Consider the following 16,648-nt stretch of genomic DNA (forward strand, 5'->3'; position numbering starts at 1 on the left):
AACTGTTTATCCGGGGACGAGGCAAACGACTCTGTCGTTGAAACCCAGTCCTGGCTAAACTGCCACTCAGGGCGGTTTACTATCACGGCACAAACTAATTGCAATCGCTATGCCACGACCGTCTGAAAAGCCAGCCGCGCCCTATTTGTGGGCTGCCTCGGGCGACGTTAACGCGTTCTTTGGCTTGATGTTAGATAATGTGGCCCAACTGCTCTTGACAGTTTCGACACTGCATCTCGTCTTTGAATTTCCTACAAGTTTTGCCCTGCGTTACATGGTTCCCGGCACGGCCATCGGCGTGCTAGTAGGGGATTTATTCTTTTTCTGGCTAGCATTCCGCCTGGCCAAACGAACGGGCAACACGACTGTAACGGCTATGCCGCTGGGGCTCGATACTCCTAGCGTCTTCGGAATTGTCTTCTTTGTTTTGGGACCAGCCTTTCAGGCAGCCAAGGCTGCGGGCCTCAGCGAGCACGAAGCCGCGCTGCAGACCTGGCATATTGGCATCTGTGCTCTGTTCATCAGTGGAATCTTCAAGTTCCTCTGCGCGCTGGTTTCCAATCAAATCCGGCGGTTGATTCCACGAGCCGGCTTGCTCGGGTCGCTCGCGGCCATCGCCCTGGTTTTGATCAGTTTTCTGCCGCTCCTGGACGCCCTCACGGCACCCATCGTCGGTCTCGTCGCGCTCGCGATTGTGCTGCTCACGCTCATCGCCCGTGTTCCTTTGCCGTTCAAGATCCCAGGGGCCCTCGGGGCCCTGCTCGTCGCGGGCACCCTTCACTACGTAGTCCAGTGGCTGTCTGGTTCGGGCTACTTGCCCGCGGTGTTTCTTACCGAATCGCACGAAGTGCTGACGGCTACCGACGCTCGCGCGGCGCTGTTTCCCACGGAATGGCTGACCGTTTTCCAATTCGAATGGCTCGGCGCCATGAAGTTGACGTTGCCCTATCTGCCGATTGTGATTCCGTTCGCGTTGGCCACGATTGTCGGCGGAATCGATTGCACCGAGAGTGCCGCAGCAGCGGGCGACGACTACGATACTGCGACCGTGATTGCCGTCGAATCGGGAGCGACGCTCGTAGCTGCCTTGTGTGGTGGCGTGATTCAAACCACGCCCTACATCGGCCATCCCGCTTACAAGGCGATGGGCGGACGTGCTGCGTATACACTGGCCACGGCGATCTTCATTGGCACTGCGGGGGTCTTTGGCTACTTCGCCTTTTTGTATTTGTGGATTCCGCGACCCACGGTCTTTCCCATCCTGGTTTTCATTGGCCTGGAAATCTCTTCGCAGAGTTTTCTCGCAACGCCCAAGCGCCATTACCCGGCGGTGGCTATTGCCTGCATTCCTGCGCTCGCCCTCTTAGCGTCGATGTTCGCCGGCAAAGTCATCGGCATGATGATTGGTGCCGTGGGCTTCCCTGCCGTGAACGAAGCGCTGCATGACCCGCGCAATCACGAACTGCTGTTTCAAATCAACACGCTCCGCATCCTCTCCAACGGCTTCATTGTGACCAGCGTCATCTGGGCATCCGCCCTGGCTGCGGCGATCGATCGGCAGTTGTTCCGCAGCAGCGCGTTCTTTGCGATCGCAGCGGGGTTAACGCTGTTCGGCGTGATGCATTCGCCGCTGGCCGACGGCCGCATGTTCTGGCCCTCGCATCTGCAAGGAAGCGAGCTGAAATTCATGCTCCACTATGCCACGGGCTACGCGCTCGTAGCCTTGCTGCTCGCAGCTTGGGGAGGCCACCTGTGGTATCACAACGTCCCCATCCCAACTGATCCACACGAAGCACACCCGTAGGCGACTACTGCCACTGCAGGGTGTGCGACTTGGTCTTGGCCTCTTCGGCCTTGAGGATGTAGATGCGGTCCTGCGTCACTTCGAACGACTGCTGATAGGTCTGGCTGAGCGCGGCCCAGTTGAAGCTTTCGTTCGGCTCGATCTGGCAGGCCATTTCGCTGTGGGGAATGGCTTCGAGAGGCTTGCCTGCCTTGCAAAGCAAGCGGGCGATGGTCATACGAGCCAGCACGTGGTTAGGGTCGAGTGCCAGAAGTTCCGTCAGTTTTTCGGTGGCTTCGGTCAGCTTGCCTTCGCGACGGAGGGTCTCGGACAGTTTGAAAATTTCATCAACATTCGACATGACGCCACTCCGCTCAAAATACTTCGACCCATCACGACCAAGCGATTAGTTTACACTCGCCTCCTAATTCGGAAGAGGGGACGAGCTATCGACAGCGACGCAGAACTCGGCAGCGAAATCTACGGTAGCAGGTGGGCTGCGGCTGGCAACAGGCAGAAGCAACATTCGCCGCAACGGCAGGAGTCGCTTGCGCCGCTGGTGGCTTTGGTGCGAGCGGAATGCCGATCTGGGCTTCAAAGAAAATCTGCAGCGATTCGTACAAAGCCTGGGCGAACGCTGCCCGCGATGTATCGTTGTCGCGCACACCGCGGCTGTTGGTCTCGATTTGCAGTCCGGCGAGCGGAGCAGCATCGCGGCCATAGCGGCCCGTGTTGTAGCCGCCGCGAAAAAACGGCGTCGTAGGTCTCGGGCGTTGCTTGCTCGGGGCAGCAGGAAAGCCGCGATCCATGAGTAGCGTGCCGAGCGCGAAGTCTCCGCGGACCAGATCTGCGTAAGGACGACGATTGAGCGCGGCGATGGCTTTCAGACTGCTAGCCGCGACATTCTGCGGCGAGTTGAGTTGCTCGTCGGTCACATCGTATTCGGGCGCGGAATGGAGATAGCCCATCTCGAGTTGCGCCACCTTATGACCGTGTCCATGCAGGTCGATGTAGAGCCCCCGACCAAAGTCACGCACTACTTGATCGCGCGCGGCCGTCAAAAACCGGTGATAGTCGTGCCAAATTCTTTCCGCCGCAGGATCACCCGCACAAGCTTCGACGATCTCGCGATTGCAGTCGATCTTGCGCCGACTGATGCGGCAGATAACGATGTGCGGCGAATGCCCCGTCTTCGCTTGAAACTCAGCGGCGATGGCCCGCGCCAGTTCTTGCGTCCCCACATCGAAGGCAAAGGTTCCTTCTTGACGATCGGGGATCGCTGTCGGCTTCTCACGGCCACCATGCGGCGCCGACAGGATGAACGGCAGATCACCGGCCAGATACTCGATGTGCTGGTCGTGACCGAAGTAGGTCTCACCCGGCTTGAATGCTTCAGCCGGAGTTGGCGAAGCATCTTGGGCCACTGCTGCAGTGCAACAGGCCACGACCAGAAGGAACGAAAGGCGGGGAATAGGCATGACGGCGGGCCTGCGATAATCGGCAAGAGGGAACGACGTTGCAGCGAGAAAGACTCCAGCATAATTGCCCACTGGAGCAATTTCTGCCGGGGCCCATTAGGGGACGCCAAGCTCGAACGAAGAGACCGTCAACTCACTACCGGCTGGAATGGTAATGCCAAAGAGGGCAGGCATGCGAGGCGTTCCCTTGGCCGCCGCTTCGAGGTCGACTTCTTTGCCATGGACCTTCGCCTTGACCTGACCCACCGCGCGCCCCAGTTCCACGACGACAGTCCCGTTGGGGAGCGTGGTCGTGAGGGCATCGTCATCCCCATCGACGGAGACGAGCCCAATCGTTTGGCCCTTCTTCACGCCTTCCAGATAGACGCGGCAGACAAAATTCGGCGACAGTTGGCGACCAAAGACAAGTTGCACATCGCCGGCATCACTGGGAGCTTTGACGATAAGCCGACCTTCTTCGTTCTGCGTGCCAGCATCGCCGAGAGGCTTCTTTTGCCAGTTCTTCGGGCCCTTCGTGCGCAGCGACCAATTCTTCGGCGTGAGTTGATTCTTCACCAGCGGAGTGAGGACAGGAATGATGACCGCCGGCGCTGCTTGCTCAACAGCCAGTTCCGGCAGCAAGTGCTTGATGTCGACATTGCCCGCAGTTGCCTCATCCCAGTATTGCTTGGCGATCTTGCGATCTCCCTTGCCATCCATCGCTAGAAACGCGCCGAAGTAAACTTTGTTGCCGGCCGCCTTGGGATCGAGTTCCATTTTGGCGACAGCTAGTGCAACTGCGGGGGGCATGTTCTGCAACGTGTAGGTGCGGTTTTGACCTTCGACTCGAATCGTGAGGCTCTGATTTTCGTACTCAACAAAGGCGCAGATCTTGTCGTTAATGGTGATCTCGCGAATGGTCGTCGCCTGCATGGTCTTGCCCGCGCGATCGACGGCTTTCCAGAACTGGGTCACGTATTCGCCCAACTGCCCGACGCGATGAAGTTCGGTATCGTAGGCAGGCTCACCTTTGAGCTTGGCAGCGGCTTCTACCTTGGTCTTGATGGCAGCCAGATCGCGGGCGGCCATCGCCGCACGGACTTCTTTGAGGGCCAGTTGCTGGGGTGTCTCTTCGTCTTGGGCGACGACAACCGCGGGACAAGAAAACGAGAGGACGGCGAGCAAAGCAAGGACGCGAGCAAGCATGACAAAGTTCCAGCGAGAGCGTGGAGGAATGGGGGAGGCGAACCGGCAGTGAACGGGCGCGACGCTCTGGCTGCGATGCGAGCAGGTTCGACTGCTACCTAGTTTGATTTGGGAAAGGGGTGACCGTCGAGGGGTATTTCGCGAAACAACGGCTGGTTTTCGTTGGCTTCCGCCTAGTGCGGCTGGCCGGTAAACTGTCAGCAGTTTTCGAAGATACCCGGCAACGGCAGTGCTTGGCCTTGATTCGCTATCGAGCATTTCAGAATTGGGATCCCCCCGCGCTAGCGGAAATCTGGCGGGCGCAGCCTCCGTTGAGGGGTCGCATGCAGCCGATGACTCCTACGTTCTGGGAGAACATCGTCCTTGCTAAGCCCTATTTCGACCGCCAGGGCTTGATCGTGGCCTGCGATGGTGCCCGCCCAATCGGCTTCGTGCATGCGGGTTTTGGCGCGGCCCCCGACAAGCGGTCGCTCGATACGAGTGCCGGCACGATCTGCCAATTGCTGACGATGCCTCATACACAGCGGGCGACAACCGCTCTGGAGTTGCTCTCGGCCGGCGAAGACTACCTGCGTAAACGCGGTGCCACGACGCTGCACGCGGGTTGTGCGTATCCGTTCAATCCATTTTATGTGGGCCTTTATGGCAGCTCGGATGTGCCGGGCGTGCTCGCCAGCGATCTGGCCGCGCGTGATCTTTTTTCCGCTGGCGGTTATGTCGAAGGCGAGAATCGCGTCCTGCTTCATCGCAAGCTGGGAGAGTTTAAGCCGCCGGTGAGTGGTCCGCTGCTGCAGGTAAAGCGAAAGTTCCAAGCATCGTTAGCTGGCGAAGTGATGCCCGACAATTGGTGGGACAACTGCGTTTGGTCGCAAGCCGTTTGGACTCGCTATCAACTATGCGCCAAAGAAGCAGGCGAGCCCGTGATCTCGATCACACTGTGGGAGATCTTGCCGCTCTCTCAAGCGTGGGGAGTGCGTACCATTGGCATCGCAAGGATCGATGATACAACTGCTGCTCGCGAGCAGGGTCTCACGCTGTTTCTGCTTTCCGAAACCTTGCGGATGCTCAAAGACGAGCATGTCTCGCAGTTTGAAGCTCAGTGCCTCGCCAGCGATGCTTCGCTGCTCGCCATCTATCAGCAATTGGGCCTGACGGAATATGACCGTGGTTCGCTGCTGAAGAAGTAGCTTCTGCTAAGTTTCGGTAGGCTCGATCTGCTTACGATCTTTCAACTCTTCCGGCGGCGGCGTCCCGTCGTTGGGTAGCCAGGTAAGTACACTGCGTGGCGGATCGGAAATGCCGTGTTCGTAGTGATGCGCTTGCCAGTCCACGCCGCCAGGGCCATCCATCGTGTGGCCATTTTTGATGACGTTGCGGCCATTGTTGTGAAGGTAGAAGGTCGTATCGCGCAGAAAGCCATCGATCTGGCCGGGCTCGTACTTGCGCGTAAAGATGGCTTCGACATCGGGCAAATCGAGTTGCGGATTGCCGACGGTATCCATCATGAGCCAGTCTTGATTCACATTGAACAACCGAATGTTCGACCACAGATCGAGCGGCAGCACTTCGTGCTGGTCGGCGAATTGAATACTCTCTTCGACACCCTTCAAATCGCGGAGGACTTCACCATTGGGATTGAACAGGCAGATGGCCTGTGGCAGGGAGAGCAACGCCTGGGCGATACCCGTGAGATGCTCGAGTTCGTCGACAGAGTCGGCATCGGCGGCGATTAGCGGAGCGTCTTTCTCGGCACCCAACGCATACGAACACCGAATACGGAGAAACGCCTGATGCTGCGCGGCGACTTCTTTGCCCGCTTGCCACACCCAGCTTTGCTGACTGGCTCGCTCGAGCGCCGCGGGAAAGACACACGGCCCGAACTGTCCCATCGACCAGCCCTGAATGAGCATCGGATCGGTTTGCGGATGCCCCATCAAGTCGGGCCAAGGGCGCTCGACCATGTCGATGAGGACCAGACCATTGACTTGCGGCCGATACTTCACCAGCAGCCCCGGACCGCCGACGACCCAGGTGGGTCCTCGATCGGTGCGGCGGATGATCTCGAAGGCATAGAGCGCTCGCTCGACCTCTTCGACTGCTACGGTCTCTCGTAGCAGGACGCATGCTGACTGAACGAAGATCCCTTTCGGCATGAGCGGCTCTTTCTGCGGGCGAGGTGCTACCAGCGAAGCATGGTTTGCAGCGTACGGACCACAGCTTCGGGATCTTGATAAAGCCCGTAGGTGGCGTAACCGGCCAGCGCGAAGCCAAACATCATCAGGCTCGCGCCGTAGGGGTTGGGCGCGCCATCCAACTTGCGAAAGGCGCGGTCGAGCTCCATTTCCAAGCGTCGCCAGCCTGCGAGGTTCTGCTGGGGGCCGGCGGCGATCAGTTGCACGTTCTTGAACATCGAAGTGGGTTCCAGATGCAACTGCACACCCAGTTCTGGCAGCGACAGGGCATCACCGGCCCAGCGAGCTTCGGGGTCGAGATCGGTAACGACATCGCTCAGCACCGGGCGAAGCTGCTCGCCCGTAATGTTGTAGATGACCAGCCGCGGCCGCATCAGCAGCACCAGCAGCACGAGAGATAGCAGGTAGAGCGTGACGAGCATTGCCCAGGCCCAAATGTGCAAATTGGCAGCAGCCGCTTCGGGCAGAAAGAGTTCCATCGGCCCAACGATGACGAACCCCACAATGGCAATGCCGAGGGCCATGGAGTCGCGACCACCGGTCGTGATGAACGGGCGGCGACGCAGATTAATGAGCCCCAGCAGCAGCAAATACACGCTCAGCGGACCCACGGCGATGCAAAAATGAAGGGGATCCAAAGGGGCAGCATCCGTCGCAGGAAACAAAACGAGCCGAGAAAAGAAGTCGGTCGCTACAAACTATCCCCGGTGCTCTGGGCGGTCAATCGTACACCGGGAGCGATCATCTCATGGAGTGAGATGACTACCATAAAGGCGAGATGACTACTAAGGTCACTACTTCGCTTCGATATTTTCGGCCCAGGCTTGCAGCATTTGGAACTGCTCGACGAAGTTGTGATTGGCCACGCCGATCGGGCTCTTGAAAAAGCTGGCCAGGAACGTCAGCAAGCCACGATCGCCGTTGCGGTGAGCTCGTTCGGTGAGTCGGACGAGGTCGATTACCAGCGGAGCAGCCAATAGCGAATCGGCTCCTTGCCACTGGAACGTCAGCACCATCGGCAGGCCGAGAAAGCCTTGGAAGTGGATGTGATCCCAGGCAGTCTTCCAGTCGCCAAGGCTTTCGATGTATTCGATGCTCACCAATGTTTGCGGCGAATAGCCGAGAATCTGATGCAAGAGTCGATCTTTGCTGCGGACCTTGGTCTTCTTATTTTCCGGATCGTCGAGGACCTTGCCATCGAGATTGCCAAAGATGTTGTGGCCGACCCAACTCATTACCGGCAAGTTGCGGGCGGCGAACATCGGTGCCAGGACGCTCTTCATCAGCGTTTCGCCGGTCTTACCGTCGTGACCCATGTGGCAGGTATCGCGCTCGATCGCCAGCTCTTGAATGGCAGCGGGAGCGGAACCGAGCGAAGGGGTGAAGTTAACAAACGGCATGCCCAGTTCCAACGCGGCAATCGCATACAGCGAGCTCGCGGCGAGCGGGCAAGTCTTCTTATCGAGCGTCTTGGCCAGATCTTTCCACTTAGCGGGCACGGTGGCTTCGTCGACGGGTGGCTCGGTGGAGGAAAGATTAACGACCACGACCTGGTCGAGCTTGTTCTTCGCTTGAAACTCCTTCAGATCGGCCTGGATGCGGTCGATCGCTGTGCGGGGAGTTTCTTTCGTTTTGAGTTTGCGCAGGTCGTCGGTGGCCAGTTGCTCGATCTTGTTACCGACGTTCCAGAGCGTACCGGGCTTGATGTTCTTGTCGATCTTGTCAAGCTCTGGTTTGCACTTGGCGACCAGCTCGGCATCGAGGGCCTTGCTGACGCGGACCAGCTGCAGCACTTCGTCGTAGAGCGAAACTTCGCGAATCTCGTGACCGCCGATGGTGAAATCCCCGAAACCGGCGAGATCGAGTCCGGCGAACTGCGGCAGTTGCGTCACCATTCCATGGTTCGGCGCGAGCCCCTTTTTGAGTGCTACCAGGCCCACCGTGACTGTCGAAGCGACACCTCCCTTGGCGCCGATGATCCAAATACCGATTTTTCGCCGGGCCATGCAACCGTCAATCGAAAAGAGATACGAGCGGGGGAGAGAGGCGGGGTCTACCGACTGTCAGAACAGCGGGCTAGGATAATTGCCTTTGCCCGAGATGTCTAGCATACCGGGCATACTACTGGGCGAGTTGCCCCCTTTGTTTCCCGTTTCTGGTCCCCATTCAGCCTTACGGTCGCTGCCATGTTTGATGCCCTCCCGCTTGCCCCTCCCGATTCGATTCTTGGTCTTGGCGAAGCCTTCAAGAAAGATCCCAATCCGAACAAGATCAACCTGAGCGTGGGTGTCTATAAGGACGAGCAGGGGAACACGCCCGTGCTTGCTTCGGTCAAGGAAGCTGAGCGGCGGCTGCTGGAAGCCGAGAAGAGCAAGGGCTATCTCGCCATCGAAGGGCTCGCCGATTATGGCAGCCAAGTGCAAGACATGCTCTTTGGCAAGTCGCACGAAATTGTCGCCGGCAAGCGGGCCATTACCGCTCAAACTCCTGGTGGTACCGGCTCGCTGCGGGTCGCAGGCGATTTTCTACGTAAGCACTTTCCCATGGCCAAGGTCTGGGTTAGCAAGCCCACCTGGGCCAATCACGTCGCGATCTTTACGGCGGCCGGATTGCAGACCGATGTCTACACCTACATTGACGCTTCCGGTAAAGGGCTCGACTTCGAAGGGATGATCGCCTCGCTGGAAAAGATTCCCGCTAGCGATGTGGTGCTGCTGCATGCCTGTTGCCACAATCCCACGGGCATCGATCCCACGCCGGAACAGTGGAAGAAGATTGCCGCTGTCATCAAGCAACGAGGTCTGCTGGCTCTTGTTGATTTTGCCTATCAAGGCTTTGGCGACGGTCTGGAAGAAGACGCTGTCGGCTTGCGCGAAATTGCTAACACCGGCGTCGAAGTGCTGGTCAGCAGCTCATTTTCGAAGAACTTTGGCTTGTACGGCGAACGCGTGGGTGCCCTCACCCTGGTTGCCAACAGTGCCGAAGCGGCTGAACGAGCCCTGAGCCAGATTCGCATCAGTATTCGCACCAATTACTCGAATCCGCCGACGCACGGTGGTGCTCTGGTGGCTGCGGTGCTGAACGATGCAAGCCTGCGCAAGCAATGGGAAGACGAACTCGCGTCGATGCGCGAGCGGATTCACAAGATGCGGCATCTGTTCGTCGCCGAGATGAAAAAACTGAAGCCCGAAAAAGACTTCTCGTTCCTCATTAACCAAAAGGGAATGTTCTCTTATTCGGGGCTGACCAACCTGCAAGTCGACGAACTGCGCACCAAGCACGCCGTCTACGTCGTGGGCAATGGCGGTCGCATCAACGTCGCCGGCATGACCCAGCAGAACATGCCCGCACTGTGCCAAGCCATCGCAGCGGTGCTGTAAGAACATATTGTTTGCTCGCCAGAAACTGCCTGAATCGCCGCCGGTTTTGACCAGCGATTCAAGCAGTTTCTACTCTTCGGCGAACCCGCATCCACGTGGTAAACTAAAGACACGAACATCAATCGGGTATTTGCTGCGCACTTTGCTCATTCGTGCATCGCGCTGGCTGCCCTTCCGCAAGGTGCATCCGCATGGCCTTTTTACGCTCTCTTCATCTGCAAGGCCTTCTTTCGTTCGCTCCCGATTCCGAGCCCATCGAACTCACTCCGCTTAACGTGCTCATTGGGCCAAATGGTTCGGGAAAGTCGAACTTGATCGAAGCGATAGGACTGCTCGCTTGGATGCCGACTTCTTTCTCTGCCGGCATTCGCGAGGGAGGCGGTGTGAGCGAATTGCTCTGGAAAGGATCGAGCGATAGCCCAGTCTGCAGTATCGAGGCATCATTCAATTGGCATCGGTCATCCGACAAGCCAATTCACCGAGTTCGATTCTTGGATCACGGTGCGCGGGTCGAGATCGTAGAAGAAGTCATCGAAGACAATGGCCATGACATCCCAAAAGTGTTCTATCGCAACAAAGATGGTGAAGCAGAACTTGCCGGTCGGGATGTGGTTGTCGACAAGAATGCAAAGCTTGAGATGATCCACCGAACATTACGACCAGTTGATCGAAAGACACTTGTTGCAAGTGAATCAATACTCTCGCAAAGGAAGGATCCTCAACAGTACCCAGAGTTAACATCCATTGCGAAAAAATACCTCGGAACACAATTTTTTCGCGAATGGAGCTTTGGGCGAAATACAGCCGTGCGAAAGCCGCAACCAGTTGACCTACCAAGCGATTCATTGCTTCCTGATTGCAGCAATCTTGGGCTAGTTCTCAATAGCTTAGAACACGAGGGAAACATCGCGGAATTAAACCGACGACTGTCTCAATTTCTCCCTAGATTTCAAAGGGTCAGCACGAGGGTGCTCGGTGGCACGATTCAAATCTTTTTTCATGAAGATGGTCTTCGCTCCCCCATTCCTGCCACTCGCCTCTCCGATGGCACGCTTCGCTATCTCGCGATGTTAGCGATCTTGCTTTCGCCCACTCCTCCTTCTCTTGTATGTATTGAGGAACCAGAAATGGGATTGCATCCCGATGCCATTGCCCTCCTTGCTGAAGTGATGGTGGAAGCAAAAGAGCGAATGCAGTTGATCGTCACCACACACTCTGACGCACTCGTTTCCGCACTCTCCGAGCATTCTGACTCAGTGCTTGTTTGCGAGAATCAGGGCGGTACGGCGATGAGGCGTGTAGAGTCTGGGCAGGTACAGCACTGGCTAGAGAAGTACCGCCTTGGTGAAGTCTGGCGGATGGGTGCGCTGGGTGGCAACCCATGAAAGAGATTGCAATCTTTGTCGAAGGTGGTGGAGATTCGACCGCACTGAAGGCTGACTTGCGTACTGGTTTTGACCAACTACTGTCGGAACAAAAGAACAACGCTCGGGCCAAACGTCTCGGGTGGAAACTTAGTTGCTGTGGTGGTCGAGATGCAACCTGCGATCAGTTTCTCAATGCAGTGAAGGTCGCGCCGCAAGGCAAACTGTGCGTGCTGTTAGTCGATTCCGAAGAGGCCACACCAGAAGTTACCGCGGATGATACGAACTCGGCTCAAAGCAAAGCCCATCTCACTCGCCGTGATGGCTGGAACTTGAGTTCCATTCCGGCGGAACAAATTCATCTAATGGTACAGTGCATGGAGGCCTGGATTGTCGCAGATCCCGATGCGTTGGCCGCGTTCTACGGCAAAGACTTTCGTGCGAAGAAGTTGCCTGCCCGAGCAAACCTGGAATCAGAGCCTAAGCTCGAGTTGTGCGATAAACTCGTCGCTGCAACACGCGATACCCAAAAGCAACAGTACCACAAGACGCAACACGGGCCAAAGCTGCTCCGTTTGATTGCACCGGACAAGGTTAAAGTCCGCTGCCCGCATTTCAAAGTATTGACAGACTGGCTTGATGCGAAGATCGCGTCGGCCTGATGCTTGAAATTAGACTCGTCCCACAACCGCAGCGATGGTGGCGACGAGTTCGGTGGGTTCGACCGGCTTGGCTACGTGGGCAACAAAGCCGGCGAGCATCGAGCGCGTGCGATCTTGCGAGCGAGCAAAGGCGGTGAGCGCGATAGCTGGGTTTTTGAAGCCCCGCTCGCGAACTCGCTGCATCAGTTCGTAGCCGTCGACATCGGGCATGCCAATATCGCTGACGATGATATCAGGCTCGAAGCGATCAATCGCGAGGAGCGCGTCTTTAGCACCGCCGCAGGTTTCGACCTGAGCACCGCACATCACCAACACACGTTTGATGATCGCCAGCGCATCTTGTTCGTCGTCGACGGCCAAAATCTTCAAGCCCGCGAGCGACTGAAAGCTAAGTTCCGAACCAACTAACGCGGACGCAGACTTCGTGAGCGGATGATCGCGCTTGCCTGTTTGCATCTTGGCGGTTGTGACGGGGAGCGAAATCACGAAGTCACTGCCGCAGCCGTCACCCTCGCTTCTCGCTTCGACCCGACCGCCATGCAGTTCGACAAGCTGTTTCACAATCGCTAAACCGAGTCCCAAACCGCCGAAGCGTCGCGTGGTCGAACCATCGGCCTGACGAAAACGATCGAACACATAGGGGAGGAATTCGGGCGAGATACCTTGGCCCGAGTCACAAACAGAAATCTCTAAATGCGAGTTCGTACGCAGCAGGATGACCTTCACCTGGCCACCTTCGGGCGTGAACTTGATCGCGTTCGAGAGGAGATTCCAGATGACCTGCTGTAAACGATTCGGGTCGCCCAAGACGGTTCCCGCGTGCAAATTAATCTCCGATTTCAGGCCGATTCCTTTGGCCTCTGCAGCAGGTCGGACCGTTTCGATGGCTGCTTCGATGAAATTCGCGGGCTCGAGTGTTTGTACATCGAGACGCATCTTGCCGGAGATGATCCGACTCATATCGAGCAGATCTTCGATCAACTGCGTCTGTGCCCGCGCGTTTCGCTCAATGCTGATCGCAGCTTCGCGAGTCTCGTTGGCATCCAGCAAGTCGCGGCCTAGAAGTTGGGACCAGCCAAGAATGGCGCTCAGTGGTGTGCGCAGCTCGTGCGAGAGGGTAGCGATGAATTCGTCCTTCAGCCGACTGGTTCGTTCGGCCTCTTCGCGGGCTTCTCGCTCCTTGCCGAGCAGGTCTCGAATTTGATACTGCCGCAAGCGCGCCCAAATTGCTGTTTGCACCGCTGAGACAAAGGTTCGCAGCAACACCGGACGTTCGAGGATCGTAACATGGCCCAGCAACTTCAATTGGCGATCAATGGCACCATCGTGGGAATTTCGCACTAGGGCGATTACAGGCAATTCCGACCAGGCAGGCTGCTGCTTGAGGGCGGTGTGTAGCGGCCCACTGTCGCGGCGAAAGAGAGAATCTTCGGTGAGCACCAGCGCGGCAGCACCCAATCGCAACTGATCAACAAAGAATTCGAACGTGGTACACACTTCCGTGCCAATACCGGACTGCCCCAGGAGCGCAGCGGAGATCTCGCCATCGCGTTTGGTCGGCGCGAGGATCAGTACGCGCTGTTCCACGGCCGACGCGATCAAATTGGAGTGCGACGCCGCAGACATCAGCCAGCCTGTTCCTTTCGTGGCCCACGCCATTCGGGAATGCCGGTTAGCACTCCTCGAAAGTCGCTGAGCGGCGGACCGACGTGAATTCCGTGCGAATTGATGCTTAACTCACGGATGGTGTCTTCATGGCGGCCGGTCCGTTTTTTCACTACCGAGATCGCTTTCCGCACTCGCCCCTGGTCTTCGAAATAGCGAAGCAGTACCACGCAGTCGGCCAGATAAGTTGCATCGACGGGAGATTGCATGTTGGAGCCAATGAAACCAGCCTGCGTCGTAACCATGATCGTCGTGACGCCGCGTTGGCCGAGGTACGTCGTCAATTCGTGCAATTGCACCGTAAGAAATCCCTCTCCTGGCATCGCGTGCAAGTAGCCATTCAGGCTATCGAGCACAACGAGCTTCGCGCCGTCACGCTCGACCTTCTCGCGGATCGAGTGAACCAATTGACCCGGCGAAAGCTCGGCAGGATCGACTTGCTGAATCGAAAGGAGCCCTTTCTCTCGCATGGCTTCGATTGGCCGTCCCATACCGGCCATGCGATCGCTAGTCGTGGCAATGCTTTCGTCAAACAAAATCACAGCCGCCCTGTCTCCGCGCTCGCATGCTGCCAGCACGTATTGCATGGCCACGCTGGATTTGCCTGCGCCGGCCGGGCCTGTAACGAGAGTGCTGGTGCCAAGTGCCAGACCGCCACCCAGCAACGAATCGAGTTCCAAAATGCCACTGGGTACGGTATCGCGCTGCGTCCGCATGGGGTATTCGCCCGCCACGAGACGCGGGAACACTTGGACGCCACCATGTCGAATCACAAAATCGTGATATCCACCACGAAAGTGCGAGCCGCGATACTTCGAGACAAGTAACCGACGTCGCTCGGGTCCATAATCGGGAGCAAACTGTTCGAGCGATACCACACCATGGGCGATCGAATACGGCTGTCGATCAGTAGCATCGGCCGTGCGATCGTCGAGCAACAGCACCGTACATTCGCGGCCCATGAAAAAACGCTTGAGTGCGAGAATCTGCCGCCGATAGCGAAGCGAATGCTGTGATAGGAGCCGCAGTTCCGACAACGAGTCGATAACGACACGCGAAGGCTTGAGGCGCTCCACGGCAGCAAGGATGTTCTTGGTGGCTTCACCCAACTCCACTTCGGAGGGGTGAAACATCGTGATCTGCTCGTCTGATGACAGCGCGTCGCTGCCAGGGATGATTTCGAGCAACTCAATCCCTTCGATATTCCAGCCATGGTTATCGGCAACCGACTGCAGTTCTTCGGCAGTCTCGGCCAGCGTAACGTAAAGGGTCGTCTCGCCGAGTGCAGCGCCTTCCATCAGAAAGCTGAGCGCGATGGTTGTCTTACCGGAACCAGGATCGCCATCGATCAGATAAAGTCGATTCGGCGTGAGCCCCCCGGCGAGAATATCGTCGAGCCCAGTGACTCCCGTCTTGGCCAAGTTGAATTGCTTGTTTTCGGGTTTTTTGATTTTCACGTCCATATCCCAACCTCGCTTCCTCCAGCGAGCAATACCGGAAATTAATCACGATGTCGCAATGAGATTGCGACGAGATTCTTTATTCAGGAGTTGCCGAGCCATATTGCAAAATGCGCGCCAACCTCTCAATGATGGCTGAAACAGGCTTTTTACCGCTGATTTTATTGATCTCCACGTCGCCGGCCAGCTGGCAATTGGAGCGCAACTTGCTCCCCGGGCGACCCGCTTGGCCTTCGAATTGTCACCCTCTGGACAATTCAGATTAGAAGCAAGGCAAGACAGGAAGTTGGGACTGATCGGATGTTCAGAGACAAAGACACAACGGCTGCCAACCGCTACGCTAGTCGCGATATGAAACGCCCGATCCAACCGCTCGATTTGAGCCAGCTGCAGGTCTATCCTCTCTCGGAACGTCAAAGTTTGACGCGCGTGCAGGAGGTGCTTGTATCGCCTACCGTACCGCCGAAGCCCCTGCGCGATCTGGAGCAAGCGGCCATCATTGCCCAGTGTGCCGAACGTATTCGTCAGGCTCGCGAGAATGGCCGCTCGGTGATGCTGATCTATGGCGCTCATCTGCTGCGCAACGGTGCTGCTCTCATCCTTGATGAATTGATGCGGGACGGCTACCTCACGCATCTGGCGACGAATGGTGCCGGGACAATTCACGACTGGGAATATGCCTGGTTCGGCGCATCGACCGAAAGCGTCGAGATGAACGTCGCCGAGGGAAAGTTTGGCACCTGGCACGAAACTGCTTGGCACATTCACGTGGCCCTGATGGTGGGCGCCTTGCGAGGCGATGGCTACGGCCGTTCGCTGGGGCGACTCATTCACGAAGACGGGCTGACGATCCCCACCGCGAATGAACTTGACGATGCCATCTCGCGCGAGCCTACACATCCGCTGACCGCTGCGCGAGCCGATCTACTGCAGGCGATGCGCAAATTCGATTTACCCCGCGGCCGGATCGATGTGAAGCACGCATGGAAAGAAGCGTCGATCCTGCGAAGTGCCTATCGCCATGGCGTGCCCTTGACGGTCCATCCGGGTATTGGTTACGACATCATCGCGAACCATCCGATGTTCAGCGGCAGCGTAATTGGCCGCGGAGCAGAGCTCGATTTCAAGCTCTTTGGCGGCTCAGTCGCCGAACTCGAGGGAGGCGTGGTCCTCTCAGTGGGCTCGGCCATCATGGGGCCGCAGGTCTTTGAAAAGAGCATCAGCTGTGTGAACAACCTGCGCTTACAGGCCGGGCTGCCCGTGATTCGCGACCTCAATATCTACGTCGTCGATTTGCAGGATGGCGGAGGCTGGGATTGGACCCAAGGGGAGCCTCCGAAATCGAATCCCGCCTATTACCTGCGATTTTGCAAGAGCTACTCACGGATGGGCGGACAGATGCAGTATTTGCAGCTCGATAATTTGACGTTTGTGCAGCATCTGTTTGCCGCACTCTCGGGGGCTAGGAACTAGGAACTA

At 57.3% G+C, this 16,648-nt stretch carries 14 protein-coding genes; 6 read left to right on the forward strand and 8 right to left on the reverse strand.

Features of this window, described 5'->3' with window-relative positions:
• The first annotated feature begins 109 nt into the window (after window positions 1–109).
• A complete protein-coding gene (locus tag NA78x_RS09590) occupies window positions 110–1,804 on the forward strand; it encodes a permease (RefSeq protein ID WP_425618217.1) in 1,695 nt (564 codons plus the stop codon).
• Window positions 1,805–1,808: 4 nt separating this feature from the next.
• Here NA78x_RS09590 and NA78x_RS09595 read toward each other — a convergent pair whose 3' ends face one another.
• The 3 genes from NA78x_RS09595 to NA78x_RS09605 all read right to left on the reverse strand — a co-directional run bounded on the left by NA78x_RS09595 (window position 1,809) and on the right by NA78x_RS09605 (window position 4,446).
• Window positions 1,809–2,144 carry a tetratricopeptide repeat protein gene (locus NA78x_RS09595; RefSeq protein ID WP_425618218.1) on the reverse strand — a complete coding sequence of 112 codons (336 nt, stop codon included), beginning with the start codon at window positions 2,142–2,144 and terminating at the stop codon, window positions 1,809–1,811.
• A gap of 85 nt (window positions 2,145–2,229) precedes the next feature.
• Window positions 2,230–3,261, reverse strand: a complete 1,032-nt coding sequence (locus NA78x_RS09600) for a hypothetical protein (RefSeq protein WP_425618219.1) — start codon at window positions 3,259–3,261, stop codon at window positions 2,230–2,232.
• 96 nt (window positions 3,262–3,357) lie between these two features.
• Entirely contained in the window at window positions 3,358–4,446 is a 1,089-nt protein-coding gene (locus NA78x_RS09605; RefSeq protein WP_425618220.1) for a hypothetical protein, read from the reverse strand.
• Window positions 4,447–4,778: 332 nt separating this feature from the next.
• On the opposite strand from NA78x_RS09605, the gene NA78x_RS09610 reads away from it, so the two are divergent.
• Window positions 4,779–5,633, forward strand: coding sequence for a hypothetical protein (locus NA78x_RS09610; protein WP_425618221.1), 855 nt, complete (start codon window positions 4,779–4,781; stop codon window positions 5,631–5,633).
• A gap of 6 nt (window positions 5,634–5,639) precedes the next feature.
• On the opposite strand, the gene NA78x_RS09615 is transcribed toward NA78x_RS09610, so the two are convergent.
• From NA78x_RS09615 to NA78x_RS09625, 3 genes are all read right to left on the reverse strand, one after another.
• On the reverse strand, window positions 5,640–6,599 hold the full coding sequence (locus NA78x_RS09615; protein WP_425618222.1) for a DUF4261 domain-containing protein: 960 nt from the start codon (window positions 6,597–6,599) through the stop codon (window positions 5,640–5,642).
• A gap of 26 nt (window positions 6,600–6,625) precedes the next feature.
• Window positions 6,626–7,276: a hypothetical protein gene (locus NA78x_RS09620; protein ID WP_425618223.1), complete on the reverse strand. Its 651-nt coding sequence runs from the start codon at window positions 7,274–7,276 to the stop codon at window positions 6,626–6,628.
• A 156-nt stretch (window positions 7,277–7,432) separates the two neighbouring features.
• Window positions 7,433–8,644, reverse strand: a complete 1,212-nt coding sequence (locus NA78x_RS09625; RefSeq protein ID WP_425618224.1) for an inositol-3-phosphate synthase — start codon at window positions 8,642–8,644, stop codon at window positions 7,433–7,435.
• Window positions 8,645–8,824: 180 nt separating this feature from the next.
• Between NA78x_RS09625 and NA78x_RS09630 the strand changes: the two genes are divergently transcribed.
• The 3 genes from NA78x_RS09630 (at window position 8,825) to NA78x_RS09640 (ending at window position 12,044) form a co-directional block, all read left to right on the forward strand.
• On the forward strand, window positions 8,825–10,018 hold the full coding sequence (locus NA78x_RS09630; RefSeq protein WP_425618225.1) for an amino acid aminotransferase: 1,194 nt from the start codon (window positions 8,825–8,827) through the stop codon (window positions 10,016–10,018).
• Window positions 10,019–10,209: 191 nt separating this feature from the next.
• Window positions 10,210–11,403, forward strand: coding sequence for an AAA family ATPase (locus tag NA78x_RS09635; protein ID WP_425618226.1), 1,194 nt, complete (start codon window positions 10,210–10,212; stop codon window positions 11,401–11,403).
• Window positions 11,400–12,044 (forward strand): DUF4276 family protein, encoded by a 645-nt coding sequence (locus NA78x_RS09640; protein ID WP_425618227.1) that lies wholly within the window; start codon window positions 11,400–11,402, stop codon window positions 12,042–12,044. Before NA78x_RS09635 ends, NA78x_RS09640 begins: the two co-directional genes overlap by 4 nt.
• 9 nt (window positions 12,045–12,053) lie before the next feature.
• Here the strand turns inward: NA78x_RS09640 and NA78x_RS09645 are convergent, their stop codons facing one another.
• Together NA78x_RS09645 and NA78x_RS09650 are read right to left on the reverse strand one after the other, a co-directional pair.
• Window positions 12,054–13,670 (reverse strand): ATP-binding response regulator, encoded by a 1,617-nt coding sequence (locus NA78x_RS09645; protein ID WP_425618228.1) that lies wholly within the window; start codon window positions 13,668–13,670, stop codon window positions 12,054–12,056.
• A complete protein-coding gene (locus tag NA78x_RS09650; RefSeq protein WP_425618229.1) occupies window positions 13,670–15,166 on the reverse strand; it encodes an ATPase domain-containing protein in 1,497 nt (498 codons plus the stop codon). The genes NA78x_RS09645 and NA78x_RS09650 overlap by 1 nt, the downstream gene beginning before the upstream one ends.
• Window positions 15,167–15,520: 354 nt before the next feature.
• Here NA78x_RS09650 and NA78x_RS09655 point away from each other — a divergent pair, with 354 nt between their 5' ends.
• Complete coding sequence (locus NA78x_RS09655) at window positions 15,521–16,642, forward strand: hypothetical protein (RefSeq protein ID WP_425618230.1); 1,122 nt, start codon at window positions 15,521–15,523, stop codon at window positions 16,640–16,642.
• Window positions 16,643–16,648: the final 6 nt, after the last annotated feature.

The organism is Anatilimnocola aquadivae (assembly GCF_049819085.1).
GTDB lineage: Bacteria > Planctomycetota > Planctomycetia > Pirellulales > Pirellulaceae > Anatilimnocola.